The sequence below is a fragment of the Geodermatophilus sp. SYSU D00691 genome (assembly GCF_054050275.1).
Genome location: NZ_JBJGYZ010000006.1, coordinates 54,823 through 80,490 on the forward strand (window position 1 = coordinate 54,823; position 25,668 = coordinate 80,490).

Sequence of the window (25,668 nt, forward strand, 5' to 3'; positions counted from 1 at the left end):
GCATTCGTCGAACATGCGTTCGACGGATGCGGCAGACTGGCGGGGTGGACGCGAGCGTGCCGCCCGGGTGGCCGGAGGAGGTCCGTCCGCCGGGTGCTCCCGACTGGGAGCGCACGGCGGTGTCGTGGCTGTACGACCTCGTGCCGCCCGACTACCGGGCGCACGAGGTGCTGCGCCGCTACCCGGTGCTGCTCGCCCGCTTCGCCGGCGACCACGTGCGGGCCGGCCTGGAGGCCGCCCGCGAGGGCTGGCGCACGGTGCGCGTCGAGCTCGCCGACCACCTGCCCCCCGACGCGATCGAGGCGGCCGTCGCCGCGTACGAGCGCGAGGGCACCCGCCTGTCCGCGGCCGCGCGCGGTGTGGAGGTCGTCGCCGGCGCGCTGCGCGGGGAGCGCTGGGTCCCCCGGTTGTGAAGCACGCGTGGGACGGAAGTCACCGGTGAGGAGGACGACGGTCCCGATCCCGCACGAACCGCCCCCACCGGGCCCTCCCTGGTCGTACCTTCCCGGGTCGTGCCCGGTCAGCGCGGCGTTCGCACCGGGAGGGCGGTCGCCGTCCTCGTGGTGCTCGCGGTCGCCGTCGGGCTGGCCGTGCTGCTGCCCCGCATCGCCGGGGCGAGCCCGGCCGGGCCGGTGTTCGACGGCGGCCCCGCCGTCCCGGACGACGCCCCTACGGTGGTCTTCGTCGGCGACTCCTGGACGGTCGGCCGCGGCGCCACCGACGACCAGGGCTACGCCGTGCGCACCGCGGCCGAGCTGGGCTGGCACGTGCGCGTCCTGGGTGCGGGCGGCAGCGGCTACAGCGTCCCGGGGCCGTACGACGCCGTCTTCGCCGAGCGGCTCGAGCTCGCCGTCGAGGGCGACCCCGCGCTGATCGTCGTCCAGGGCAGCCTCAACGAGCGGCGCAGCTCGCCCGGGGTGCTCGCCCCGGCGGCCCGCACCACCCTCGCGGCGCTGCGCGACCTGGCCGCCCCTGCCACCCGCGTCCTCGTCGTCGGGGCGGCCGACAACCCGGGCACCCCCGAGGCGACGATCGACTGGATCAACCGCGCGGTGCGGGCGGCGGCCGACGACGCCGGCCTGGCGTTCGTCGACCCCGCGGCCGAGGCCTGGCTCGACCGCGACGACGCGCGGCTGTGGGCCGACAGCATCCACCCGAGCGACCTCGGGCACCAGGTCTTCGCCGACCGGCTCGCCGCGTCGGTGCGCGGGCTGGTGGGGGCGTGAGCGCTCGGTCTGAGCGGTCGCCCGCCCGCGGCTACAGTGGATCGGCGGCCCGCTCCCCGGCCGCGCCGCCACCAGAGAGGACACCAGCCGCGCCGTGCCGCTCCTGCCGACGCTCCGGGGCCCCGAGGACCTCCGGGCGCTGCCCGCCGACCAGCTACCGGTGCTGGCGGCGGAGATCCGCGACGCGCTGGTCACCAGCGTCGCGAAGACGGGGGGGCACCTCGGCCCCAACCTCGGCGCGGTCGAGCTCACCATCGCGCTGCACCGGGTCTTCGACTCCCCGCGCGAGCCGATCGTCTTCGACACCGGCCACCAGGCCTACGTGCACAAGATGCTCACCGGCCGGGTCGAGGGCTTCGAGCGGCTGCGCCAGCGCGGCGGCCTCTCCGGCTACCCCTCCCGTGCCGAGAGCGAGCACGACTGGGTCGAGAACAGCCACGCCTCCACCGCGCTGTCCTACGCCGACGGCCTGGCGAAGGCATTCTCCATCCGCGGCGACCGGCGGCCCGTGGTCGCCGTCGTCGGCGACGGGGCGCTGACCGGCGGCATGGCCTGGGAGGCGCTGAACAACATCGCCGCCGCGCAGGACCGGCCGGTGATCATCGTCGTCAACGACAACGGTCGCTCCTACTCGCCGACGATCGGCGGCGTCGCCGACGCGCTGGCCACCCTGCGGCTGCGGCCGGGCTACGAGCAGGCCCTGCTGCAGGTCCGCCAGGCCCTGCACAAGGCGCCGGTGGTCGGCTCGGCCCTCTACGACGCCCTGCACGCGATCAAGAAGGGCCTCAAGGACGTCCTCTCGCCGCAGGGCATGTTCGAGGACCTCGGGCTGAAGTACCTCGGCCCGGTCGACGGCCACGACGTCGAGACGATGGAGTCGGCGCTGCGCCGCGCCCGCTCGTTCGGCCGCCCGGTGATCGTGCACGCCGTCACCACCAAGGGCTTCGGCTACCCGCCGGCCGAGACCGACCAGATCGACGCCTGGCACGCCACCGGCGTGTTCGACCCCGACAGCGGCGCCAGCGTCCGCAAGACCGGCCAGGCGTGGACCGACGCCTTCGCCGACGAGCTGGTGCGCATCGGCGCCGAGCGGCCCGACGTCGTCGCGATCACCGCGGCGATGCTGCACCCGACCGGCCTGGCGCCGTTCGCCGAGCGGTTCCCCGAGCGGACCTTCGACGTCGGCATCGCCGAGCAGCACGCGCTCACCTCGGCGGCCGGGCTGGCGATGGGCGGGCTGCACCCGGTCGTCGCCGTCTACTCGACCTTCCTCAACCGGGCGTTCGACCAGCTGCTGATGGACGTCGCGCTGCACCGGCAGCCGGTGACCGTCGTCCTGGACCGCGCCGGGGTCACCGGGGACGACGGCGCCTCGCACAACGGCATGTGGGACATGTCGATCCTGTCCGTCGTCCCGGGGCTGCAGCTGGCCGCCCCGCGCGACGAGGCCACCCTGCGCGAGGCGCTGCGCGAGGCCGTCGAGGTGACCGACGGGCCGACCGTCCTGCGCTTCCCCAAGGGGTCGCTGCCGCCGGACATCCCGGCGCTGGACCGCCGCGGGCCGGTCGACGTGCTGCGCCGCGGCGCGCGGCCGGACGTGCTGCTGGTGGCCGTCGGCTCGATGGCGCCGACCTGCCTGGCCGCCGCCGAGCGGGCCGCCGACCACGGCATCGAGGTGACCGTCGTCGACCCGCGCTGGGTCATCCCGGTGCCGTCGAAGCTGGTCGACCTGGCCGTCGGGCACCGCCTGGTGGTCACCGTCGAGGACTGCGGCCGGGCCGGCGGCATCGGCACCACGCTCAGCCAGGCGCTGCAGGACCGGCAGATCGACGTCCCGGTGCGGTCGCTCGGGCTGCCGCAGCAGTTCTTCGAGCACGGCAGCCGCGGTCAGGTGCTGGCCGACGCGGGGCTCACCGAGCAGGACGTCGCCCGCCGCATCGCCGAGTGGACGGCGGTGCTCACCGAGCGGGCCGAGCGCGCGCCCGGCGCCCTCCAGAGCGAGCCGTCGGTCGAGGGCCAGCAGTGACCGAGCCGACGGGGGAGTGGGTGATCGCGGAGATCCAGGTCGCCCCCTCCCCGCCGGGCACCCCGGACGACCCGCACGCCCACGTGGAGGCGGCGATCGAGGTGATCGCCGGCTCGGGGCTGCGGTACGAGGTCGGCGCGCTCGGCACGACGCTCGAGGGCGAGGCCGACCGCGTGTGGGACACCCTGCGCGCCGCCCACGAGGCGATGCTGCTCGCCGGCGCCAACGGCGGCCTCTCGCACGTCAAGATCGCGTCCGTCCAGCGCAGCATGGACAGCCTCACCGCCAAGTTCCGCTGACCGGCGGGCCCGGCTCTCATCCGCGGCGGGTGGGCCACCGGCCGGACCCGTCGTGCTTGGGTGCGCCATGGACACCGATGCGACCCGCACGGTGCCGTTCAACGGCCGCCTCGCGCTGCTGCTGGCGATGGCGATGTTCGTCCTGGTGGTCGACACCTCGCTGATGAACGTGTCGATCTCCGCCGTCGTCGACGACCTCGGCACGACGGTGAGCGGCGTGCAGGGCGCGATCGCGCTCGAGGCGCTGGTGTCGGCGGCGTTCATCCTCATCGGGGGCAAGACCGGCGACCTCATCGGCCGCAAGCGGGCCTACGTGCTCGGCCTGCTCGGCTACGCCGTCGGGGCGGTCGCGATGACGCTGGCCCAGAGCCTCACCGCGGTCATCGTCTTCTGGGCGGCCATCGGCGGGATCGGCGCATCCCTGCTGCTGCCGGCCATGCAGTCGCTCGTGCACGGCAACTTCGAGGGCGCGCACCAGAAGCGCGTCTACGCGCTGGTCGGCGCCTCGGCCGCCATCGCGGCCGCGGTCGGGCCGCTGCTCGGCGGCTTCATCACGACGTTCCTGTCCTGGCGCGTCGGCTTCCTGCTCGAAGCCGTGATCATCGCCGTCGTGCTGTCGGGCATCGCGTTGGTGCACGACGTGCCGTACGAGGGGCCGCGGACCGTCGACTGGGTGGGGGCGGGCATCTCGGTCGTCGGCATGGGTGGCGTCGTGCTGGGCATCCTGGTCTGGCAGGAGGGCGGACAGTACGTCGGCCTGCTCATCGGCATCGGCGTCGTCGCGCTCGGCGGCCTCGCGTGGTGGCTGCGCGACCGCAAGCGACGCGGGCGCGCCACGCTCGTCGATCCGGACCTCTTCCGCTCCCCGCTGTTCCGTTCAGGGGTCAGCGGTCAGCTGCTGCAGCAGATCGCCCTCGGCGGCACGATGATCGTGCTCCCCATCTACCTGCAGATGGTGCTCGGCTACGACGCGCTGCTCTCCGGCCTCTCCATCGCGCCGCTCTCGCTGAGCATGTTCGCGATCGCGCTGCTCGCCGGCCGGCGGGGCACGGGGCGGCCGAGCTCGGTCATCCTGCTGGGCTTCACCCTGCTCGTGATCGGGCTGGCCGCGCTCGTCGTCGTCGTGCCCCGAGCCGACTCCGGCTGGTGGCTGACGATCCCGCTGGTGGTCGCCGGGTGCGGGCTCGGCATGCTCGTCTCGCAGCTGAACAACTACACGCTCTCCCCGATCTCGGACGAGCGGGTGAGCGAGGCCGCCGGCGTGAACTCCGCGGCGGGCTCCTTCGGGCTCTCCTTCGGCCTGGCGTTCGCCGGCGCCATCATGCTGGCCGCGCTGTCGCTGGTGTTCACCGCGCGGTCGGAGTCGAGCTCCGTGCTGGCACCCGGGGAGCAGCAGCAGGTGGCGACGGCGCTCGAGGAGGACGCCCAGGTGCTCTCCGACACCCACCTGCAGGAACTGCTGGTCGACCAGCCGAGCGACGTCCAGGAGGAGATCCTGGCCATCAACGCCGACGTGCGGCCGATCGCGCTGCAGGTGGCGCTCGGCATCCCGATCCTGGCCGGTCTCCTCGGCGTCGGGAACGCCCTGCGCATGCGCCGGCTGCCCGACCCGGTCGCGTCGACCGCGGGGGACACGGTCCTCGGCTGACCGCTCCCGGGCGGCGTCCTCCCTCACGGCAGCGGGTCCTCCCCCACGGTGCACCGCGGGGGAGGACCCGCTGGGATCAGCTCAGTTGATCGTGGCCGGCAGCGAGGCGACCCCGCGGGGGAGGAAGCGCGAGCCGGTGACGGCCTGGCTGACCCCGGTCCGGTCCAGGTAGGCGGAGATCCCGCCCAGCCAGAACGGCCAGCCGGCGCCGAGCAGCATGCACAGGTCGATGTCCTGCACCGCCTGCACGACGCCCTCGTCGAGCATCAGCCGGATCTCCTGGGCCAGCGCCCGCTCGGCCCGCACCCGCACCTCGTCCTCGGTCAGCGGGTCGTCGCCGGCATCGATGCCGGCCAGGTCGGGGTCGACCACGCCGGGCTCGGAGTAGACGCTCGCCTTGCCCAGCTCGACCATGCGGCGCAGCCCCTCGCCGACGGCGAACCGGTCGGGGAAGGCCTCGTGCATCCGCTCGGCCACGTGCAGCGCCACCGGCGGGCCGACCAGCGTGAGCAGCTCGAACGGCGTCATGGGCAGGCCCAGCGGGTCCAGCGCCCGGTCGGCCACGGCCACCGGCGTCCCCTGCTCCACGGCCGCGGTGATCTCGCCGAGGAACCGGGTGAGCAGCCGGTTGACCACGAACGCCGGGGCGTCGGCGACCAGCACGCAGGACTTCTTCAGCTGCCTGCCCACGGCGAAGGCCGTGGCCAGCGTGGCGTCGTCGGTCTGCTCGGCGCGCACGACCTCCAGCAGCGGCAGGACGGCGACCGGGTTGAAGAAGTGCAGCCCGACCACGCGCTCGGGGTGCTCCAGCTTCGAGGCCATCTCGGTCACCGACAGCGCCGAGGTGTTGGTGGCCAGCACGCACCCGGCGGAGACGACGGCCTCCACCTCGGCGAACACCTGCTGCTTGACCGACATCTCCTCGAACACCGCCTCGATGACGAGGTCGGCGTCGGCGAAGGCGGCCTTGTCCAGCGCGCCCGACACCAGGCCCTTGAGCCGGTTGAGCCGGTCGCTCGACAGCCGGCCGCGGGCGGCCAGCTTGTCGAGCTCGCCGTGCACGTAGGCCACGCCCTTGTCGACGCGGGCCTGGTCGATGTCGGTGAGGACGACGGGCACCTCGAGCCGCTGCACGAACAGCAGCCCCAGCTGCGAGGCCATCAGCCCGGCGCCGACCACGCCCACCTTCGTGACCTTGCGGGCCAGGCCCTTGTCCGGCGCGCCGGCCGGCCGCTTCGCCCGCTTGTTGGCCAGGTCGAACGAGTACAGCCCGGCCCGCAGCTCGTCGCTCATGAGCAGGTCGGTCAGGGCGTCGTCCTCGGCCGACGTCCCGGCGGTGAACGCCTCGCCGTCCACCCCGGACCGGGCCAGGTCGAGCAGCTCCACGGCGCGCCGCGCGCCCGGGGAGGCGTCGCGGGTGCGGGCCCGCACGATCTCCCGCGCGCGGCCGATCGCGTCGTCCCAGGCCGAGCGGTCGACGTCGGGACGCGCCACGGCGACGTCGCCGGACAGCACGCCGGCCGCCCACTCCAGCGACCGCTCGAGGAAGTCGGCCGGCTCGAGCACGACGTCGGCGATGCCGAGCGCCGCCGCCTTCGGGCCGGGCGTCACCTTGTTCTGTGCCAGCGCGTTCTCGACGACCACGGTGACCGCCGGGTCGATGCCGATGAGGTTCGGCAGCAGCTGCGTGCCGCCCCAGCCGGGCACCAGGCCGAGGAAGACCTCGGGGAAGGCGACGACGGCGGTCGAGGCGATGGAGCGGTAGTGGCAGTGCAGCGCCAGCTCCAGGCCACCGCCCATGGCGGCGCCGTTGACGAAGGCGAACGTCGGGACGGCCGAGTCCTTGAGCCGGCGGAACACCCGGTGCCCGGTCGAGGCGATCTCCCGCGCGTCGGCCGCCGAGGTGAGCGCCGGGACGCCGGAGAGGTCGGCGCCCACGGCGAAGATGAACGGCTTGCCGGTGACGCCGATGGCCACCGGCGCGGGGGAGTGCGCCGCGACCTGGTCCAGCGCGGCGTCGAGCGCGGCGAGCCCGCCCGGGCCGAAGGTGGACGGCCGGGTGTGGTCGTGGCCGTTGTCCAGGGTGATCAGCGCCAGCTCGCCGGCCAGCCCGGGCACCCGCAGGTACCGGACGTGCGCGGCCGTCACGACCTCGTTCTCGAAGACGGCGGTCACGCGGCAGCAGCCCCTTCCCAGTTCGGGTTCTCCCAGATCACGGTGCCGCCCATGCCGAGCCCGATGCACATGGCGGTCAGGCCGTAGCGGACGTCGGGCCGCTCGGCGAACTGGCGGGACAGCTGGGTCATCAGCCGCACGCCCGAGGAGGCCAGCGGGTGGCCGACGGCGATCGCCCCGCCCCACGGGTTGACCCGCTCGTCGTCGTCGGCGATGCCGAAGTGGTCGAGGAAGGCGAGCACCTGGACGGCGAAGGCCTCGTTCAGCTCGAACAGGCCGATGTCCCCGATGGACAGGCCGGTGCGCGCCAGCGCCTTCTCGGTGGAGGGCACCGGGCCCACGCCCATCACCTCGGGCTCGACGCCGGCGAAGCCGTAGCCGACCAGCCGCATGCCGAGCGGCAGCCCCAGCTCGCGGGCGGTCTCCTCGTCGGCGAGCACGCAGGCGGTGGCGCCGTCGTTGAGGCCCGCCGCGTTGCCGGCGGTGACGTGCCCGTGCGGGCGGAACGGCGTCTTGAGGGTCGACAGGCCCTCGAGGGTGGTGCCCGGTCGCGGCGGCTCGTCGACGGCGGCCAGGCCCCAGCCGTTCTCGGCGGAGCGGGTCGCCACGGTCACCAGCTCGGGCCCGATCTGCCCGTTGGCGACGGCCTTGGCGTACTTCTGCTGGCTGGCCAGGGCGAACGCGTCGGCGCGCTCCTTGGTCAGGTGCGGGAAGCGGTCGTGCAGGTTCTCCGCGGTGGAGCCCATGACCAGCGCCGAGGGGTCGACCAGCTTCTCGCTGACGATCCGCGGGTTGGGGTCGACGCCCTCGCCCATCGGGTGGCGGCCCATGTGCTCGACGCCGCCGGCGATGGCGACGTCGTAGGCGCCGAAGGCGATGCCGCTGGCCGTCGTCGTCACGGCGGTCATCGCGCCGGCGCACATCCGGTCGATCGCGTAGCCGGGCACCGACTTCGGCAGCCCGGCGAGCAGCGCCGCCGTCCGCCCGATGGTCAGGCCCTGGTCGCCGATCTGCGTGGTCGCGGCGATGGCGACCTCGTCGATCCGGTCGGCCGGCAGCGCCGGGTGGCGGCGCAGCAGCTCGCGGATGCAGCGGACGACCAGGTCGTCGGCGCGCGTCTCGGCGTACAGGCCCTTGGGGCCGGCCTTGCCGAACGGGGTGCGGACGCCGTCGACGAAGACGACCTCGCGCAGGGAGCGGGACATGGGACCTCCGCAGCGGGGGTGATTACCGGCCGGTAGCAACCGGCGCGGCTCAAGTTACCCGCTGGTAACCGCCGGGGCCAGGCACGGCACCCCGAAGGGCGGTGCGGCCCGCGCTCAGGCGGCGGTGACGGCCTCGGTCAGCAGGTCGCGGGTCAGCTCGACCTGCCACTCGCGGGCACCGCCGGCCCGCAGCGCCTCGGCGACCACCTCGGCGGTGCGCGGCTCGGGTGGGGTCCACATCAGCCGCCGCACCAGGTCGGGGGAGAGCAGGTTCTCCACCGGCACGGAGTGCTCCTCCGACAGCTCCGCCAGCCCGGCGCGGGCGTGCTGCAGCCGCGCCGCGGCGGCGGCGTCGCGGTCGGCCCAGCGGTTCACCGGCGGCGGGCCGTCGCCCGGCCGGCTCTGCAGCGGCAGCTCCGCCTCGGGCAGCGCGCGGCCGCGGGCGAGCGCGCCGAACCACGTGCTCACCAGCTTGCGGTTGGCGCGGCCGCGGAACACCGGCAGCTCCAGCAGCGCCGCTTCGGTCTTCGGGTCGGCCTGGACGGCGGACACCATCGCGGCGTCGGGCAGCACCCGGCCGGGGGCGAGGTCGCGCCGGCGGGCCAGGTCGTCGCGGGCCTGCCACAGCGAGCGCAGCATGCCCAGCTGCCGGCGGTTGCGGAGCCCGTGCACGCCGGAGGTGCGCCGCCACGGGTCGGGCTTCGGCGCGGGCGGCCCGGACGCGAGGATCGCGTCGAACTCCTGCCGCGCCCACTCGGTCTTGCCCTGCTCCTCCAGCAGCGCGGCCAGCGCGTCCCGCAGCTCGACCAGCACCTCGACGTCGAGCGCGGCGTAGACCAGCCACTCCTCGGGCAGCGGCCGGGTGCTCCAGTCGGCGGCGGAGTGGCCCTTCTGCAGCGAGTACCCGAGCAGCGACTCCACGACGGCGCCGAGCCCGACGCGGGGCAGGCCGGCCAGCCGGGCCGCCAGCTCGGTGTCGAAGATGCGCCCGGGCACCAGCCCGATCTCGGCCAGGCACGGCAGGTCCTGGTTGGCCGCGTGCAGCACCCACTCCTCGCCGGCGATCGCTTCCTGGACCACCGACAGGTCCGGCAGGGGGACGGGGTCGACGAGCCCCGTGCCCGAGCCGGCGCGGCGGAGCTGCACGAGGTAGGCGCGCTGGCCGTAGCGGTAGCCCGACGCCCGCTCGGCGTCCACGGCGACCGGGCCGCTGCCGGCGCGCAGCGCCGCGGCGTAGTCCACCAGCTGGGTCGACGTCTCGATGACCGGAGGCAGGCCGTCCCGCGGGGCGAGCAGCGGAACGGCGGACGGCGCGTCCTCCTCGGGCGCCGGGGTGGCCTCGTCTCTCAGCGGCACGGTGCTCAGCGCTCGTCCACCTTCTCGCAGTCTCGATGCCGTGCAGCAGGCACGGCCGCCCTGCGATGTTAGGTGGTCTCGCCGCCCGGGCGGCCGGAGGGACCCAGCAGGTGCACCCCGGGCGGGGGCAGCCCGGCCGCGGTGCCCAGCACCTCGAGGAAGGCCGACAGGTGCCGGTCGAGCTGGCTGTTGTCCTCCGCCGTCCACGAGGCGCGGATCTCCACCTCGACGGAGTGCTCGGGGCCGGCCAGGTCGCCGAAGCGGGTGGACGCGGTGCGGGTGACCGTGCCGCCCACGGCGTGGTGCCCGGCGCCGGCCTCGGCGAGGGCGTCGGTGAGCCAGCTCCACGCGACCTCGGAGAACATCGTGTCGTCGACGAGGGTCTCGTCGGTCACCGCGGAGACGTAGCCGACGCAGCGCGTGGTGCCGTCCCAGGCCTGGTGGCCGTTGGGGTCGAACAGCACGATGAACCGCCCGCTGGCGACCTCGACCTCCTCGTCGCCGTCGGGCTCGAAGACCTGCGCGCCGAGGGCGTGGGCGAAGGGGGCCAGGCGCTGCGGCGCCGGGATGGTCTCGAGGACGATCTCCTCGCGGGGGGCGACCCTGGCCATGGCCTCGAGCGCAGCCCGGAACGCCGCGGGGGGCGGGCCGTCGGCCGCGTCCCCGCCGCCCGCCAGGCTGTGCGGCTCCACGCACGCAGGGTAGGGCGAGAACGGCCGTCGCGCGCCCGCCACGCCGCATCCGGCCAGCCCGCTTCCGTCCGTGATTCCCTGGTCGCAGAGGGTGTGCCGTTCTCCGTCTGGGAGACTCGGCGGTCGTGAACGCCGCACCCGACAGCGCCGCCGCTGCCGACTCCGCCCTCGTCCGCGCCGCCCGGGGGCTGCCGGTGGACCGCACGCCGGTCTGGTTCATGCGCCAGGCCGGCCGGTCGCTGCCCGAGTACCGGGCACTGCGCGCCGGGACGGCGATGCTCGAGGCCTGCCAGGACCCCGACCTGGTCACCGAGATCACCCTGCAGCCGGTGCGGCGGCACGGCGTGGACGCGGCGATCCTCTTCTCCGACATCGTGCTGCCGCTGGTGGTCGCCGGCGTCGACATCGAGATCAAGCCCGGCGTCGGCCCCGTGGTGGCGGCGCCGGTGCGCACGGTCGCCGACGTCGACGCCCTGCCGCCCCTCGAGCCCGAGCGGCTGGGCTTCCTGCAGACCGCCGTCCGCCGGCTGGTCGCCGAGCTGGGCGCGACGCCGCTGATCGGCTTCGCCGGGGCGCCGTTCACCCTGGCCACCTACCTGATCGAGGGCGGCCCGTCCAAGGAGCACGCCCGGACCAAGGCCTTCATGTACGCCGAGCCGGAGGCCTGGGGCCGGCTGCTCGACCGGCTGGCCATCTCCGCGGCCACCTTCCTGCGCGCCCAGGTCGACGCCGGCGCGAGCGCGGTCCAGCTCTTCGACAGCTGGGCCGGCGTGCTGTCGGCCGCCGACTACGCCGAGCGGGTGCTGCCGCACTCCCGGGCGGTGTTCGACGGGCTGGGGGAGCGGGACGTGCCGCGGATCCACTTCGGCGTCGGCACCGGCGAGCTGCTCCCGCTGATCGGCGACGCGGGGGCCGACGTCGTCGGCGTCGACTGGCGGGTGCCGCTCGACGAGGCGGCCCGCCGCGTCGGCCCGGCCTACTCGCTGCAGGGCAACCTCGACCCCGCGGTGCTGCTCGCCGACCGCGCGACCGTCGACCGCGAGGTGCGCCGGGTGGTCGAGCAGGGCCGCGCCGCCCGGGGGCACGTCTTCAACCTCGGCCACGGGGTGCTGCCCGAGACCGACCCCGACGTGCTCACCCACGTCGTCGAGCTGGTCCACGAGCTCTCGGCCCGATGAGCCGGCTGGTCGTCGTCGGGGCCGGCATCACCGGCCTGGCCGCCGCGTTCGAGTGGCGCCGCCGGCGTCCGGACGACGAGATCGTCGTCCTCGAGGCCGGCCACCGGATCGGCGGCAAGCTGCACCGCGTCGAGCTGGCCGGGCACTGGTACGACACCGGGCCCGAGGCCCTCCTGGCGCGGGTGCCCGAGGCGGTCGCGCTGGTCGAGGCGCTCGGCCTGGGCGACCAGCTGGTGGCGCCGGCGACCACGCAGGCCGCCGTCGTCCTGCCCGACGGGCGGCACCCGCTGCCGGCCGGCACCGTGCTGGGCGTGCCGGCGTCGGCCGACGGTCTCGACGGGCTGCTCTCCCCGGACGGCGTCGCGCGGGTGCGCGCCGAGGTCGAACTGCCGCCGCCGGCGTTCGACGGCGACGTCGGCGTGGGCGTGCTGCTGCGCGAGCGGCTCGGCGACGAGGTGGTCGACCGCCTGGTGGAGCCGCTGCTCGGCGGGGTCTACGCCGGCCGGGCCGACGAGCTCTCGCTCGCCGCGACCATGCCGGCGCTCGCCGCGCAGCTGCCGGGGGCGAGGTCGGTGCTGGCCGCCGCGGCGGCCGCGCGGGACGCCGGCACCCGCAGCCGGGGGGACGACGACGGTCCGGTGTTCACCACCGTGCGCGAGGGCATCGGCGCCCTGCCGGCCGCGCTGGTCGCCGCCGCCCGCGCCGAGGTGCGGCTGGGCACGCCCGCGCACGGCCTGCGCCGCACGGCCGGCGGCTTCGAGCTCTCGGTCGGGCCGGTCGCCCGGCCGGAGACGCTGACCGCCGACGCCGTCCTCGTGACGGCGCCCGCGCCCAAGGCGGCCCGCCTGCTCGCCGACGTCGTCCCGGCCGCGGTCGAGCCGCTGACCGGCATCCCGTACGCCTCGATGGCCGTGGTCGCGATGGCGTTCCCGGCGCAGCCGGTCGCCGATGGCTCCGGGCTGCTCGTGCCGCCGGTGGCCGGCCGGCTGGTCAAGGGCGTCACCGTCTCCTCGGCCAAGTGGCCGCACCTCGCGGGGGAGCACCTGCTGGTCCGTGCCTCGGTCGGCCGGTTCCGCGACGAGTCGGAGCTGCAACGGGGGGACGACGAGCTGACCGCCGCCGTCGTCGCCGACGTGGCCGACCTGCTGGGCCTGGAGCGCCCCGAGCCGGTGGCCACGCACCTGACGCGGTGGGGCGGCGGGCTGCCGCAGTACCTGGTCGGCCACCAGGACCGGGTGGACGCGGTCCGGGCCGCGGTCAGCGAGGTCCCGCGGCTGGCGATCGCCGGCGCGGCCTTCCGCGGCGTCGGCGTCCCCGCCTGCATCCGCGACGCCCACCACGCGCTGGACGCCCTCGGGTAGGTGGCCGACGCCACGGAGGGCGCGGGCATGCCGGGACAGGCGCCGGCGTTGCGCTCGGGGTGAACCACCAGCACCACCTCCACGCCAAGACGAACCTGATCCCCGACCGACCCGTCCGCTGCCTCCGGCACAGCGTCTGGATGGCCGTCTGCGACGACTGCCGCGCCGCGCACTCCGCCCAGGTCAGCGGCCGGACCGAGGAGCGGACCGCGACGGCCCGCTGACGACCGCCGTCGCGATCTCCGTGCGGTTGGCCAGCCCGAGCTTGGCCAGGATGTTCCGCACGTGGCTCTCCACCGTCCGCTCGGAGAGCACCAGCCGATCGGCGATCTGCCGGTTGGTCAGGGCCTCGGCGACGAGCGCGGCGATCTCCCGCTCCCGCTCGGTGAGCGGGTCTGCCGCGCGCGCCGCCCGGCCCGCCCGTTCCACCAGCGCCGCGGCCTGCCGCTCGGGCCCCGGCATGCCGAGCCGCCGCGCCTCCGGCAGCGCCGACCGGGCCAGCTCCCCGGCCCGCGCCAGGTCGGCGGCCCGGCCCCGCGCCAGCAGCGCACCCGCGAGCCCGACCCGGTCGTTCACCGCGGCCGGGCGGGCACCCGTGCGGGTGTCCACCGCCAGCGCCTCCTCGAAGTGCGCCACCGCCGCGTCCCACTCGGCCCGGACGACGGCCAGCCGGCCCAGCAGCACCTCCACCGACCCGCAGCAGTAGACGCCGGCACCGCTCGCGGCGATCCGCTGCAGCCCGGCGACGATCGGGGTCAGGTCGACCGCCGCGGCCGCGTCGCCGAACGCCTCCACCAGCGGTACCAGCGTCTCCGCGACCCCTGCGGACTCCACGAAGTCGGGTTCGACCATCCGCGGCCGCAGCTGGGCGTACCGCGCCGCGGCCTCGTCACGCAGCCCGCCGACCAGCGCGGTCACCGCCCGGCTCGCCTGCACGATCGGCACGTCGTCGGCCAGCTGCAGCAGCCGCACCGGGTTGGCGTCGAGGTCCATCTGCACGCCGGTGACCAGGGAGTGCTGGTACAGGAACGCCCCCGACATGCCGGCCGCCGAGATGTCCTGCGCCAGGTCCTGCTCGCCGACGACCCGGGCCTCCTCGTTGAGCGCGAGCGCCTCGTCGAACCGGCCGTACAGCGCGGCCACCGACGCCCGCAGCCGCAGGTCGTGCCACCGGACCAGCGGCAGCCGGGTGCGCCGCGCCAGCGCGCTGACGCGGGCCAGCTCGTCCTCCGCGGTGGCGGTGTCGCCGGCCTCGAGCGCCGCGTCGATCCGCCACTTCGCGCCCCACAGCTCGACCAGCGGCTGGCCCGTCGTCCCGGCGTGCTCGATCGCCAGCAGCCCGAGCCGCATCCGCTCCTCGCGGGGCAGCGCGGCGGGGCTGGCCTTCATCCGCGCCCGGACGGCGTCGAGCACCGCCTCCGGGTCCCCGGTCCCCTCGGCGAGGGCCAGCGCCTCGGCCGACCGCGCCGCGGCGGCGGCCAGCCGCCCCGCGTCGGCGAGCACCGACGCCGACTGGGCGAGCAGCCGGGCCCGCACCGCGGCGGGCAGCGCCGGGTCGGCCAGCGCCCGCTCGCACATCCGCAGAACCGCGGGTGGGAAGCCGGGCGCGGCGATGTCGTGCACGGTCAGCGCGGCCGGCGCGTGCAGGTCCGTCCGCCCGCAGGCGGCCGCCAGGTCGGAGGCGGCGGTGGCGTGCTCCAGCGCCTCGCCGGACCGGCCGGCCCGGAACTCCGCCGTCGCCAGCTCCAGCAGCAGCTCGGCCCGCTCCCCGGGCTCGACGCCGGCCCGGTCGGCGGCGTCCAGCGCCGTCGCGAGGAACCGCGCCGACTCCTCGAACGCCAGCGAGCGGGTCGCGGCGACCGCCGCGCGGCGCGCCCACCTCGCCGCCCGGCGCAGGGTGGCGGGCTCCGCGGCCGCGCGCAGCCAGTGCCCGGCGACGACGCCGGCGCCGGTGTCGTCGTCCCCGGCGAACCGCTCCAGCGCCTCGGCGGCCCGGCGGTGCAGCTCCTCGCGCGTGCTGGGGGAGAGGTCGGCGTGGATGGCGTCGCGGACGACGGCGTGGGCGAAGCGCCGCCGGCCCGGCGCGTCCGGCACGGCGGTCAGCACGCCCGCCCGCACGGCGGCGTCCAGCCCGGCGCGCACCTCGCCGGGCGGGCGCCCGGTCACCGCGGCCAGCCGGTCGGCGTCCACCTCCTCGCCCAGGACGGCCGCGGTGTCGAGCAGGTCCAGCGCCGCCGGCGGCAGGGCGGTCAGCGTCGTCCGCACCAGGTGCCGCAGCTCGGTGCCGCCGTCGCCGTCCCCCGTGGCGGGTGCCCGGGCGACCGCGCGCAGGTAGAGCGGGTTGCCGCCGCTGCGCCGGTGCGCGGCGCGGACCGCGTCGACCGTCGCCCCGGGCAGGAAGGCGCGGACGTCGTCCTCGGTCAGCGGGGCCAGGGGCAGCGAGCCGCTGGACGGCCAGCGCAGCAGGTCCGGCAGCGCAGCGTCCAGCCGCTCGGCGACCGGGCCGGCCGGGTCGCGGTAGGTGCCGACCACGAGCAGCCGCGAGCCGTGCAGCTCACCGGCGAGGTGGCGCAGCAGCCGCAGCGACGTCTCGTCGGCCCAGTGCAGGTCCTCCAGCACGACGACCAGCCCGTCCGGCTCGGCCGCGTCGAGCAGCGCCTCGGTCGTGGTGGCGACCAGCGCGAAGCGGGCGGCCTCCAGGTCGGTGGCGCCGTCGACGCCCGCCAGCGCCTCGGCGACCGCCGCCTGGACGGCGGGCAGGGTGCGCATCACCCGCCGCCACGGCCACAGCGGGGGCGCGCCGGGGTCGTCGACGCACCGGCCCCAGGCGACGGCCGGCGCGGTCGCGGTCGCCTCCTCCACGGTCCGGGTCTTGCCGATGCCCGCGGGCCCCGAGAGCAGCAGCAGGCCGCCCCGGCCCCCGGCGGCCGCGGCGATGCGCCCCGTGAGCTCGTCCAGCTCGGCGGTGCGTCCGACGAACACGGCGCGCAGTATCCAGGGCCGCGGCGCTCCTGAGTACCGCGTTTCAGTGCCCGGGTCCCGTGCTTCCACGGATGTCCCGGGTCTCCCGGCGCCGGATCGTTCTCCGCGCCGGGACCGGAACCACCGGCCCCCGAACCGGAGGGAGCACCCGTGTTCGCCACCGTCACCGCCACCCCGCCCAGCGGCGAGCCCGTCGGCTCGGTCGAGGTCGCCCACCTCGACGGCGCCGAGAGCACCACGATCGCCTTCTGGCCCGACGAGGACTCGGCGCCGGCCGGCGAGCGGGTCTACCGGGTCGTCGACGCCTTCGACGGCCCAGCCGCCGGCAGGGCGCCGCTGTTCGCCCAGCTGACCTGGGTCAACGGCACCGGCGACCCCGCCGTCGCCCGGGCCGCCGAGTTCGGCGGCCGGGAGCGGATCAACCCCGCGATCCGCGACGTCGAGGGCCTCGTCGGCGGCCTCGTCCTCGAGTCGGCCGACCACCGCATCGTCGTCCTCGGCACCGCCACCTCGCTGGAGGCGCACACCGAGGTGCAGGACCGGATCGCGCGCACCCCGCTGCTGCCCGGCGAGGACCCGGCACTGCTGCCGGGCGCCGACCGCCTCGAGCTCGGCCGCGTCGTGCGCGCCGACGTCCCGCAGGCGGTGCGGTCGTGACGGCGCAGCTCCAGGCCCGGCTGGCCGCCGGGACCTGGTCGGTCTCCGACAGCCGCACCCGGGTCACCTTCGGCGTCGGCAACTTCGGCCGTGCCGTGCACGGCTCGGTCGCCTGCCGCTGGGGCCGGGTGGAGCTCGGTCCGGACGGCGCCCCGCTGCGGGTCGAGGCCGAGATCGACCTGGAGAGCCTGGACACCGGCATCGCGAAGCGGGACTCCGACCTGCGCAAGCCGCGGTTCCTCGACATCGACCGGCACCCGGTGATGACCTGGTCGGCCGACCGGTTCTCCCGGGACGGCGACGGCGCGTGGACCGCCGAGGGCGTGCTCGCCCTGCGCGGGACCTCGGCGCCGCTCACCCTGGTGGGCGGGCCGGAGGCGGCGGCCCCGGACGGTGCGTGGCTGCGGGTCCGCGCCGCCGGCGTCCTCGACCGGACCGCGGTGGGCATCCGGGTGCCGTCGGTCGTCGTCGGCCGCACGGTGCGCATCGCGATCGATGCCTGGCTCACCCCCGCGCTGCCGTGAGCCTCCTCGCACCGGCGCCCGCCGCCGTCGGGCGGGTGCCGGGTGCGGGGGATGATGGGGGCATGAGCGAGCAGACCCAGGGACAGCCCGAGGAGCGCAGCATCGGCAAGCGGGCGAACGAGCTCAACGCGACGATCCGCTACACGATGTGGTCGGTGTTCCGGCTCGCCCGGCCGCTCGGCGACGAGCAGCGCGCCGCCGCCGCCGACGAGGTCGCCGCCCTGTTCGAGGAGCTCGCCGGCAAGGACGTCGTCGTCCGCGGCACCTACGACGTCTCCGGGCTGCGGGCCGACGCCGACCTCATGGTCTGGTGGCACGCGCCGTCGGCGGAGGCGCTGCAGGAGGCCTACGGCCGGCTGCGCCGCACCGCGCTCGGCCGGCACCTCGACCCGGTCTGGTCGCAGATGGCGCTGCACCGGCCGGCCGAGTTCAACCGCAGCCACATCCCGGCGTTCCTCGCCGAGGAGGAGCCGCGGCGCTTCGTCTGCGTCTACCCGTTCGTGCGGTCCTACGAGTGGTACCTGCTGCCCGACGAGGAGCGCCGCGAGCTGCTGGCCGAGCACGGCCGGATGGCCCGGGGCTACCCCGACGTGCGCGCCAACACCGTCGCCTCGTTCGCCCTCGGCGACTACGAGTGGATGCTCGCCTTCGAGGCCGACGAGCTGCACCGCATCGTCGACCTGATGCGCGACCTGCGCGCCTCCCGGGCCCGCCGGCACGTCCGCGAGGAGGTGCCGTTCTACACCGGCGTCCGCAAGCCCGTCGCCGAGCTCGTCACCGACCTGCCGTAGCCGGCGGGAGGGACGCGGTCCGCACGACGGCGAGCTGGTCGGTCACCTCGACCGGGCTGCCGCCGTCGACCACGAGCTGCAGCCGGTGCGGGCCGGGGCGGTGGATCCAGGGCGGTCCGACGTGGTCGGGCAGGTCCGGGGCAGCCGGACCGCGGTGGTGCACCTCCCGCAGCGTCCCGGGCGTCGGCCGGGCGGGCCGGCGGGCCGGCAGGTCCAGCACGAAGACCAGCGGCCGTTCCGGGTGCCGCTCGCCGTCCCGGTGCACCCAGATCGGGAAGCCGAGGTCGGTGTAGCGCCAGAACGCCGGCTCCTGCCGCGGCGCCAACCGTCCGCGCAGCCCGACACCGAAGGGGCTGGCGCCCGTCCCGGCCCAGTCGGCCCGGCGGTCCAGGCGCAGCGGGTTGTCCCGGGCGCGGTCGCGGTCCTCGACCCACACGAGCTCCAGGTACTGCTCGCCCCAGCTCAGCCGGCGGTTGCGGGTGCCCTGCGCGGGGTGCGCCGACCCGCTGTCCAGCGTCCAGCCGCCGGCGGCGAGCCGCTCCGGCCAGGGCTCCGCCGGGTCGACCATGCAGAACACGTGGTCGAGCTCGAGCACGGTCGTGCCCGGTGGGCGTCCTCAGCCCTCGACCGGCTCGAGGCGGATCGACAGCGAGTTGATGCAGTAGCGGTCGCCGGTCGGCGTCTGCGGGGCGTCGTCGAAGACGTGGCCCAGGTGGCTGTGGCAGGTGCCGCACAGCACCTCGGTGCGCACCATCCCGTAGCTGCGGTCCTCGCGCAGGACGACGTCGTCCGACGCCGACGGCTCCCAGAACGACGGCCAGCCGCAGTGCGAGTCGAACTTCGTCTCCGACCGGAACAGCTCGGCCCCGCACGCCCGGCACGAGTAGACGCCGACGGTCTTGGTGTCGACGTACTCGCCGGTCCACGGCCGCTCGGTGCCGGCCTGCCGCAGGACGGCGAACTCCTCCGGCGAGAGCTGCGCCCGCCACTCCTCGTCGCTCTTGACGACCTTCGGCTGCTGCTCAGCGGATGCGGTCATGACCTCACGGTACGGCGGCCGCGCCACCCGCGGTCTGCGTCGGAACCCGGCCTCCCGCGCTGCGCCCGGACCTCACCGACCCGCGCGGCTGAGACGCGCGACGGCCGCCGGGGTCCGGTCCCCCCCCCGCCGGCCCGCCCCCCCCCCCCCCCACCCCCCCCCCCCCCGCCCCCCCGCGCCGCGGGGGCGCCCCCCCCCCCCCCCCCCCCCCCCCCCCCGCCGCGCTGGCCCGCCGCCGCCTCGGCCACGGCCGCGGCGCGCGCATGTCCTTCGAGCAGGACGAGGTCACCCTCACCGGCGGCATCCGGCACGGGCGGACGATGGGCGGCCCGATCGCCGTCCAGGTGGGCAACACGGAGTGGCCCAAGTGGACGACGGTCATGTCGCCCGACCCGGTCGACCCGGAGGTGCTCGCCGGCCAGGCGCGCAACGCCCCGCTGACCCGCCCGCGGCCCGGCCACGCCGACCTCCCCGGCATGCAGAAGTACGGCTTCGACGACGCCCGGCCGGTGCTCGAGCGGGCCAGCGCCCGCGAGACCGCGGCCCGCGTGGCGCTCGGCGCCATCGCGCAGGCCTTCCTCCGGCAGACCCTGGGCGTCGAGGTGGTCAGCCACGTCGTGGCCATCGGCCCGGTCACGGTGCCCGACGGCGTCGTCCCCGGCCCCGGGGAGAACGAGCGCATCGACGAGGACCCGGTGCGCTGCGCCGACCCGGCCACCAGCGAGCTGATGGTCGCCGAGGTCGACGACGCCCGGAAGAACGGCGACACCCTCGGTGGCGTCGTCGAGGTCGTGGTGCACGGCCTGCCGCCGGGCCTCGGCAGCCACGTGCACTGGGACCGCCGGCTCGACGCCCGGCTGGCCGCCGCGCTCATGGGCATCCAGTCGGTCAAGGCCGTCGAGGTCGGCGACGGCCTGGAGACCGCCCGCCGCCGCGGCTCGGTGGCCCACGACGAGATCGTCACCGAGAACGGGCACGTCCGGAGGCTGACCGACCGCGCCGGCGGCATCGAGGGCGGCATGACCAACGGCGAGGTGCTGCGGGTGCGGGCGGCGATGAAGCCGATCTCCACCGTGCCGCGCGCGCTGGCCACCATCGACGTCGCCACCGGCGAGCCGGCGGTGGCGATCAACCAGCGCAGCGACGCCTGCGCCGTGCCGCGCGGCACCGCCGTCGCCGAGGCGATGGTCGCCCTCGTGCTGGCCGACGCCGCGCTGGAGAAGTTCGGCGGCGACTCGGTGGCCGAGACCCGCCGCAACGCGCAGGCCTACCTCGACTCCCTCGCGATCCGGTGACCGGCCCAGTGCTGGTGCTCGTCGGGCCCCCGGCGAGCGGGAAGACGACGGTGGGCAACGGGGTCGCCGAGCTGCTCGGGGTCGTGTTCCGCGACACCGACTCCGACGTCGAGGACGTCGCCGGGACGACGGTGGCCGACCTGTTCGTGCAGCACGGCGAGCCGCACTTCCGCGCGCTGGAGGAGCAGGCCGTCGCCCGCGCCCTGGCCGAGCACGACGGCGTGCTGGCCCTCGGCGGCGGCGCCGTGACCAGCGCGGCCACCCGCGAGCTGCTGGTCGCCCACGCCCGGGCCGGCGGCACGGTGGTGTGGCTGGACGTCGACCTGCCGTCGGCCGCCAAGCGGGTGGGGCTCTCCCGCGACCGGCCGATCCTGGGCGTGAACCCGCGCGCGATGCTGCGGCAGATGCTGGAGACCCGGGCGCCGCTCTACGCCGAGGTGTCCACGCACACCGTGCCCACCGGCGGCCGCGAGCCGGGCGACGTCATCGCCGACGTGAGCGCGCTGGTGCGTGCCGCGAGGGAGGCGCGCGCATGAGGCGCGTGGTGACCGTCGCGGGCGACAAGCCCTACGAGGTCGTCATCGGCCCCGGCGCGGCCGCCGAGCTCGGTCGCGTACTCGCCGGCACCGCCCGCGCCGCCGTGGTGCACGCCCCGCCGCTGGCCGCGGCCGCGGGGGCGGCGGTCGAGGCGCTGCAGACGGCCGGCGTCGCCGCCGAGGCGGTCGTCGTCCCCGACGGCGAGGCGGCCAAGACCGCGCAGGTCGCGGCGGAGGTGTGGGAGGAGTTCGGCCGGCTCGGGCTGACCCGCTCCGACGCCGTGGTCGGCGTCGGCGGGGGAGCGGTCACCGACCTCGCCGGGTTCCTCGCCGCCACCTGGACCCGCGGCGTGCGGGTCGTGCAGGTGCCCACCAGCCTGCTCGGCATGGTCGACGCGGCCGTCGGCGGCAAGACCGGCATCAACACCGCGGCCGGCAAGAACCTGGTCGGGGCGTTCCACCCGCCGGCCGCCGTCCTGGCCGACACCGACGTCCTCACCGGGCTGCCCGAGCCGGAGTTCCGCTCCGGCCTGGCCGAGGTGGTCAAGTGCGGCTTCATCGCCGACGGCCGGATCCTCGACCTGCTCGACGCCGACCCGACCGGCCGGTCCGGCACCGCCGAGCTGATCGAGCGCTCGGTGCAGGTCAAGGCCGACGCCGTGGGGGCGGACCTCTTCGACACCGGCGTGCGCGAGTTCCTGAACTACGGACACACCCTCGGCCACGCCATCGAGCGGGTCGAGGACTTCGGCTGGCGGCACGGCGAGGCGGTCGCCGTCGGCCTGGTCTTCGCCGCCGAGCTCGGGCACCAGGCCGGGCTGCTGACCGCCGCGGACGTCGACCGGCACCGCTCGCTGGTCGAGCGGATGGGGCTGCCCACCCGGTACGCCGGCGACTGGGCGCGGCTGCAGGCGGTCATGCGGGTCGACAAGAAGGCCCGCGGCGCCTCGCTGCGCTTCGTCGTCCTCGACGGTCTCGGCAACCCGACGATCCTGACCGACCCCGACCAGGCGTGGCTCGACGCCGCCTGGGCGGCCGTACGCGAGGAGAACGCGTGACGATCCAGGTCCTCAACGGCGCCAACCTCGGCCGGCTGGGGCTGCGCGAGCCCCAGATCTACGGCTCGACCACCTACGCGCAGCTGGTCGAGATCGTGGAGAAGACGGCGCACGAGCTCGAGATGGACGTGGCGGTGCGGCAGACCGACGACGAGGGCGAGCTGATCCGCTGGGTGCACGCCGCGGCCGACGCCCGCGACCCGGTGGTGCTCAACCCCGGCGGCTGGTCGCACACCTCCGTCGTCCTGCGCGACGCCCTCGCCGGGCTCGACGCGCCGCTGGTCGAGGTGCACATCACCAACATCCACAAGCGGGAGGCGTTCCGGCACCACTCGTACGTCTCCGGGGTCGCCGACGGCGTCATCGCCGGGCTGGGCATCGAGGGGTACGTGCTGGCGCTGCAGTGGATGGCGCTGCGGGGGATCCGGTGAGCCGCACCGCGCAGCGCCGGGACGTGCTGCGGGCCACCGCCGCCGAGCGGGGCCTCGACGCCGTCCTGGTCACCAACCTGCTCAACGTGCGCTACCTGACCGGGTTCACCGGCTCCAACGGCGCGCTGCTGGTGCGCACCGACGGCGCCGACGTCTTCGGCACCGACGGGCGGTACACCACCCAGGCGGGCACCCAGGTGCCCGACGTCGAGCTGCTGGTCGACCGCGCCACGGTGGCCGGGCTGGCCACCGAGGCCGTGCGCCGGGGCGCCGGCCGGATCGGCTACGAGAGCCACGACCTCACCGTCGACGGCTTGGCCGCGCTGGAGAAGGTGCTGGCCGAGGCCGCCGGCGGCGGTCCGCTGCCGGAGCTCGCCAGCATCCGCCGGGCGGTCGAGGCGCAGCGGGCGGTCAAGGACGACGCCGAGATCGAGTCGCTGCGCCGGGCCTGCGCGGTCGCCGACCAGGCGCTGGCGGAGCTGGCCGCCGAGGGGGCGCTGCGGCCCGGCCGCACCGAGCTCGAGGTCGGGCGCGAGCTGGACGCGCGGATGCTGGCGCTGGGTGCCGAGGCGCCGTCCTTCGAGACGATCGTCGCGACGGGGGCCAACTCGGCGATCCCGCACCACCGGCCGGACCGCACCGAGCTGCGCGCCGGCGACTTCCTCAAGCTCGACTTCGGGGCGACGGTCGACGGCTACCACTCCGACATGACCCGCACGCTCGTGCTGGGCGCCGCGGCCGACTGGCAGCGGGAGGTCTACGCGCTGGTCGCGGAGTCGCAGGCGGCGGGGCGGGCCGCGCTGGCGGTGGGGGCCGACGTCGTCGCCGTCGACAAGGCCTCCCGCGACGTGATCGCCGCCGCCGGCCACGCCGAGCACTTCACGCACGGGCTCGGGCACGGCGTGGGCCTGGAGATCCACGAGGCGCCGGGCATCGGACCGCTGGGCGCGGGTACCCTGGCCGCCGGCATGGCCGTCACCGTGGAGCCGGGCGTCTACCTGCCCGGGCACGGCGGTGTCCGGATCGAGGACACGCTCGTCGTCACGGAGGGCGCGCCCGAGTTGTTGACCCTCACGAGCAAGGAACTGCTGGTCCTCTAGATGGCTACCACCAACGACCTCAAGAACGGCCTGGTCCTCAACCTCGACGGCCAGCTCTGGACCGTCACCGAGTTCCAGCACGTCAAGCCGGGCAAGGGCGGCGCGTTCGTGCGCACCACGCTGAAGAACGTGCTCTCGGGCAAGGTCGTCGACAAGACGTTCAACGCGGGCACCAAGGTCGAGACCGCCACGGTCGACAAGCGCTCGATGTCCTACCTGTACAAGGACGGCAGCGACTTCGTCTTCATGGACCTGGAGACCTACGACCAGATCCACGTCCCGGCGGAGACCGTCGGCGACGGCGCGAACTACCTGCTGGAGAACACCGAGGCCGTCGTCGCCGTGCACGAGGGGACGCCGCTCTACGTCGAGCTGCCGGTGACCATGGAGCTCGTCGTCGAGCACACCGACCCGGGCCTCCAGGGCGACCGCTCCACCGGCGGCACCAAGCCCGCCACGCTGGAGACCGGCGCGCAGATCCAGGTGCCGCTGTTCGTCAACACCGGCGACAAGCTCAAGGTCGACACCCGGGACGGCCGGTACCTCGGCCGCGCCAACTGAGCTCCGCCAGCTGATGGCCGCACGGTCCAAGGCGCGCAAGCGCGCCGTCGACGTCCTCTACGCGGCCGACCTCCGCGGTCGCGACCGGCGCGAGCAGCTCGGCGACGAGGTGGGCGCCGGCCAGCCGCCGCTGAACGACTACACGGTCCGGCTGGTCGAGGGCGTCGTCGAGCACGGGGCGGACATCGACCGGCTGATCGACGACCACGCCACCGGCTGGGCGCTGGAGCGGCTGCCCGACGTCGACCGGGCCATCCTGCGGATGGCCACCTTCGAGCTGCTGTGGGCCGACGACGTGCCGGACGCCGTGGTGATCGACGAGGCGGTGCAGCTGGCCAAGTCGCTGTCCACCGACGACTCGCCGGCGTTCGTCAACGGCGTCCTCTCCGCGATCGCCGCCGCGAAGGTCTGAGGAAGGACCCCGCCGACCGGCTCGCCGGGCTGCCGGGCGCCGCCCGGCCCGACCCGGAGGCGCGGGCCGACGTGCTCGTCGACCTCGAGGACGTCAGGGCACCGCGGGTCCTGCGGTGGCCGGCACCGGCCGGCTGACCGGGTGTCACGATCGGGTGTCGACGCAGGCACGATTGGGCATCGGCGCTGGTCGGCGGCTCGATCCCGCGCCTAGCGTCCCGGAGATGAGGCGCTCCCCGGGCGCGGCACTCGCGGCGCTGGTCCTGGCCCTGCTCGTCGGCTGCACCGGCCCCGGCGCGGACTCGTCCGGCTCGGCCGGCGGTGCGGGCGAGGACTCCGGCGGGCCCGTTCCCGCCGGCCCCGCGGACCCCGGGGGCACGCCGGTGGTCGACAGCGACCGGCAGGTGGTCACGACCGCCACGGCCTTCCTCGCCGTGGAGGACCCGGCGGACGGCGCCCAGCAGGTCAGCGAGATGGTGGAGTCCGCCGGCGGTCGGGTCGAGGAGCGCAGCGAGCGGACGGCGTCCGGGGAGGACGGGGCCGAGGGCGCCGCCGCCGACCTGGTGGTGCGGGTGCCGGCCGACGGGCTGACCGACTTCCTGGCCGACCTGGAGGACCTCGGCGACGTGGAGAGCGTGTCGGTGTCCCGCTCCGACGTGACCTCCACCGTGGTCGACCTGGACGCCCGGATCTCGGCGCTGCAGGCGTCGGTGGCGCGGCTGGAGACCCTGATCCAGACCGCGGCCAGCACGCGGGACCTCCTGGAGGTCGAGTCGGCCCTCTCCGAGCGGCAGGCCGAGCTCGAGTCGCTGCAGTCCCAGCGGGCGCTGCTGGCCGACCAGGTGGAGCTGTCGACGGTGAACCTCCACCTCGAGCCGTTCGGCGTGGCGCCGGCCGGGGGCCCGGACAGCTTCGTCGACGGGCTCGGCACCGGCTGGCGGGCCCTGGTCTCGGCCCTGGGGGCGGTGGTCGTCGGGATCGGCCTGCTCCTGCCGTGGGCGGCGCTCGCGCTGGTCGTCGCCGCCGCGGTGCTCGGGACGATCCGCCTGGTGCGGCGGCGGGGCGCGGTGGCGGCACCGGCACCGGCGACCCCACCGCAGGAGTAGCGGCCCCGGGG

Annotated in this window: 25 protein-coding genes; 18 read left to right on the forward strand and 7 right to left on the reverse strand. The window is 75.9% G+C overall.

Features of this window, described 5'->3' with window-relative positions:
• The first annotated feature begins 44 nt into the window (after window positions 1-44).
• The 5 genes from ACI797_RS06095 (at window position 45) to ACI797_RS06115 (ending at window position 5,199) form a co-directional block, all read left to right on the forward strand.
• Entirely contained in the window at window positions 45-413 is a 369-nt protein-coding gene (locus tag ACI797_RS06095) for a hypothetical protein (protein ID WP_456541802.1), read from the forward strand.
• A 99-nt stretch (window positions 414-512) separates the two neighbouring features.
• Entirely contained in the window at window positions 513-1,226 is a 714-nt protein-coding gene (locus ACI797_RS06100; protein ID WP_456857626.1) for an SGNH/GDSL hydrolase family protein, read from the forward strand.
• A gap of 94 nt (window positions 1,227-1,320) precedes the next feature.
• A complete protein-coding gene (gene dxs / locus ACI797_RS06105; protein ID WP_456857627.1) occupies window positions 1,321-3,252 on the forward strand; it encodes a 1-deoxy-D-xylulose-5-phosphate synthase in 1,932 nt (643 codons plus the stop codon).
• The gene (locus tag ACI797_RS06110; protein ID WP_456541799.1) at window positions 3,249-3,551 is read left to right on the forward strand and encodes a thiamine-binding protein; all 303 of its coding nucleotides are present in this window, start codon (window positions 3,249-3,251) and stop codon (window positions 3,549-3,551) included. The genes dxs and ACI797_RS06110 overlap by 4 nt, the downstream gene beginning before the upstream one ends.
• A gap of 67 nt (window positions 3,552-3,618) precedes the next feature.
• On the forward strand, window positions 3,619-5,199 hold the full coding sequence (locus ACI797_RS06115; RefSeq protein WP_456857628.1) for an MFS transporter: 1,581 nt from the start codon (window positions 3,619-3,621) through the stop codon (window positions 5,197-5,199).
• 81 nt (window positions 5,200-5,280) lie between these two features.
• On the opposite strand, the gene ACI797_RS06120 is transcribed toward ACI797_RS06115, so the two are convergent.
• From ACI797_RS06120 to ACI797_RS06135, 4 genes are all read right to left on the reverse strand, one after another.
• The gene (locus ACI797_RS06120; protein ID WP_456857629.1) at window positions 5,281-7,374 is read right to left on the reverse strand and encodes a 3-hydroxyacyl-CoA dehydrogenase NAD-binding domain-containing protein; all 2,094 of its coding nucleotides are present in this window, start codon (window positions 7,372-7,374) and stop codon (window positions 5,281-5,283) included.
• The gene (locus ACI797_RS06125; RefSeq protein ID WP_456857630.1) at window positions 7,371-8,579 is read right to left on the reverse strand and encodes a thiolase family protein; all 1,209 of its coding nucleotides are present in this window, start codon (window positions 8,577-8,579) and stop codon (window positions 7,371-7,373) included. Before ACI797_RS06125 ends, ACI797_RS06120 begins: the two co-directional genes overlap by 4 nt.
• A 114-nt stretch (window positions 8,580-8,693) precedes the next feature.
• The gene (locus ACI797_RS06130; protein WP_456857631.1) at window positions 8,694-9,935 is read right to left on the reverse strand and encodes an HRDC domain-containing protein; all 1,242 of its coding nucleotides are present in this window, start codon (window positions 9,933-9,935) and stop codon (window positions 8,694-8,696) included.
• 68 nt (window positions 9,936-10,003) lie between these two features.
• Window positions 10,004-10,627, reverse strand: coding sequence for a DUF3000 domain-containing protein (locus ACI797_RS06135; protein WP_456857632.1), 624 nt, complete (start codon window positions 10,625-10,627; stop codon window positions 10,004-10,006).
• Between the two features lie 125 nt (window positions 10,628-10,752).
• Here ACI797_RS06135 and hemE point away from each other — a divergent pair, with 125 nt between their 5' ends.
• Window positions 10,753-11,805, forward strand: coding sequence for a uroporphyrinogen decarboxylase (gene hemE / locus ACI797_RS06140; RefSeq protein WP_456857633.1), 1,053 nt, complete (start codon window positions 10,753-10,755; stop codon window positions 11,803-11,805).
• Entirely contained in the window at window positions 11,802-13,166 is a 1,365-nt protein-coding gene (hemG, locus tag ACI797_RS06145; protein ID WP_456857634.1) for a protoporphyrinogen oxidase, read from the forward strand. The genes hemE and hemG overlap by 4 nt, the downstream gene beginning before the upstream one ends.
• A gap of 183 nt (window positions 13,167-13,349) precedes the next feature.
• On the opposite strand, the gene ACI797_RS06150 is transcribed toward hemG, so the two are convergent.
• A complete protein-coding gene (locus ACI797_RS06150; RefSeq protein ID WP_456857635.1) occupies window positions 13,350-16,148 on the reverse strand; it encodes an ATP-binding protein in 2,799 nt (932 codons plus the stop codon).
• Between the two features lie 150 nt (window positions 16,149-16,298).
• Between ACI797_RS06150 and ACI797_RS06155 the strand changes: the two genes are divergently transcribed.
• The 3 genes from ACI797_RS06155 (at window position 16,299) to hemQ (ending at window position 18,120) form a co-directional block, all read left to right on the forward strand.
• Window positions 16,299-16,805, forward strand: coding sequence for a hypothetical protein (locus tag ACI797_RS06155; protein ID WP_456857636.1), 507 nt, complete (start codon window positions 16,299-16,301; stop codon window positions 16,803-16,805).
• Window positions 16,802-17,329, forward strand: coding sequence for a YceI family protein (locus ACI797_RS06160; RefSeq protein WP_456857637.1), 528 nt, complete (start codon window positions 16,802-16,804; stop codon window positions 17,327-17,329). Before ACI797_RS06155 ends, ACI797_RS06160 begins: the two co-directional genes overlap by 4 nt.
• 62 nt (window positions 17,330-17,391) lie before the next feature.
• A complete protein-coding gene (hemQ, locus tag ACI797_RS06165; protein ID WP_456857638.1) occupies window positions 17,392-18,120 on the forward strand; it encodes a hydrogen peroxide-dependent heme synthase in 729 nt (242 codons plus the stop codon).
• On the opposite strand, the gene ACI797_RS06170 is transcribed toward hemQ, so the two are convergent.
• Both ACI797_RS06170 and msrB read right to left on the reverse strand, forming a co-directional pair.
• The gene (locus tag ACI797_RS06170; protein ID WP_456857640.1) at window positions 18,104-18,715 is read right to left on the reverse strand and encodes a VOC family protein; all 612 of its coding nucleotides are present in this window, start codon (window positions 18,713-18,715) and stop codon (window positions 18,104-18,106) included. The two genes, hemQ and ACI797_RS06170, sit on opposite strands and share 17 nt — an antisense overlap.
• Before the next feature lie 21 nt (window positions 18,716-18,736).
• Entirely contained in the window at window positions 18,737-19,159 is a 423-nt protein-coding gene (msrB, locus tag ACI797_RS06175) for a peptide-methionine (R)-S-oxide reductase MsrB (RefSeq protein ID WP_456857641.1), read from the reverse strand.
• Window positions 19,160-19,383: 224 nt separating this feature from the next.
• Here msrB and aroC point away from each other — a divergent pair, with 224 nt between their 5' ends.
• The 8 genes from aroC to ACI797_RS06215 all read left to right on the forward strand — a co-directional run bounded on the left by aroC (window position 19,384) and on the right by ACI797_RS06215 (window position 25,657).
• A complete protein-coding gene (gene aroC / locus ACI797_RS06180) occupies window positions 19,384-20,454 on the forward strand; it encodes a chorismate synthase (protein WP_456539757.1) in 1,071 nt (356 codons plus the stop codon).
• On the forward strand, window positions 20,451-20,990 hold the full coding sequence (locus ACI797_RS06185; RefSeq protein WP_456857642.1) for a shikimate kinase: 540 nt from the start codon (window positions 20,451-20,453) through the stop codon (window positions 20,988-20,990). Before aroC ends, ACI797_RS06185 begins: the two co-directional genes overlap by 4 nt.
• On the forward strand, window positions 20,987-22,048 hold the full coding sequence (aroB, locus tag ACI797_RS06190; RefSeq protein ID WP_456857644.1) for a 3-dehydroquinate synthase: 1,062 nt from the start codon (window positions 20,987-20,989) through the stop codon (window positions 22,046-22,048). Before ACI797_RS06185 ends, aroB begins: the two co-directional genes overlap by 4 nt.
• A complete protein-coding gene (gene aroQ / locus ACI797_RS06195; RefSeq protein WP_456539636.1) occupies window positions 22,045-22,479 on the forward strand; it encodes a type II 3-dehydroquinate dehydratase in 435 nt (144 codons plus the stop codon). Before aroB ends, aroQ begins: the two co-directional genes overlap by 4 nt.
• Window positions 22,476-23,579: a M24 family metallopeptidase gene (locus tag ACI797_RS06200; RefSeq protein WP_456857645.1), complete on the forward strand. Its 1,104-nt coding sequence runs from the start codon at window positions 22,476-22,478 to the stop codon at window positions 23,577-23,579. Before aroQ ends, ACI797_RS06200 begins: the two co-directional genes overlap by 4 nt.
• The gene (gene efp, locus ACI797_RS06205) at window positions 23,580-24,140 is read left to right on the forward strand and encodes an elongation factor P (protein WP_456539638.1); all 561 of its coding nucleotides are present in this window, start codon (window positions 23,580-23,582) and stop codon (window positions 24,138-24,140) included.
• 13 nt (window positions 24,141-24,153) lie between these two features.
• Window positions 24,154-24,552 carry a transcription antitermination factor NusB gene (gene nusB / locus ACI797_RS06210; protein WP_456857647.1) on the forward strand — a complete coding sequence of 133 codons (399 nt, stop codon included), beginning with the start codon at window positions 24,154-24,156 and terminating at the stop codon, window positions 24,550-24,552.
• A gap of 223 nt (window positions 24,553-24,775) precedes the next feature.
• The gene (locus ACI797_RS06215) at window positions 24,776-25,657 is read left to right on the forward strand and encodes a DUF4349 domain-containing protein (RefSeq protein ID WP_456857648.1); all 882 of its coding nucleotides are present in this window, start codon (window positions 24,776-24,778) and stop codon (window positions 25,655-25,657) included.
• Window positions 25,658-25,668: the final 11 nt, after the last annotated feature.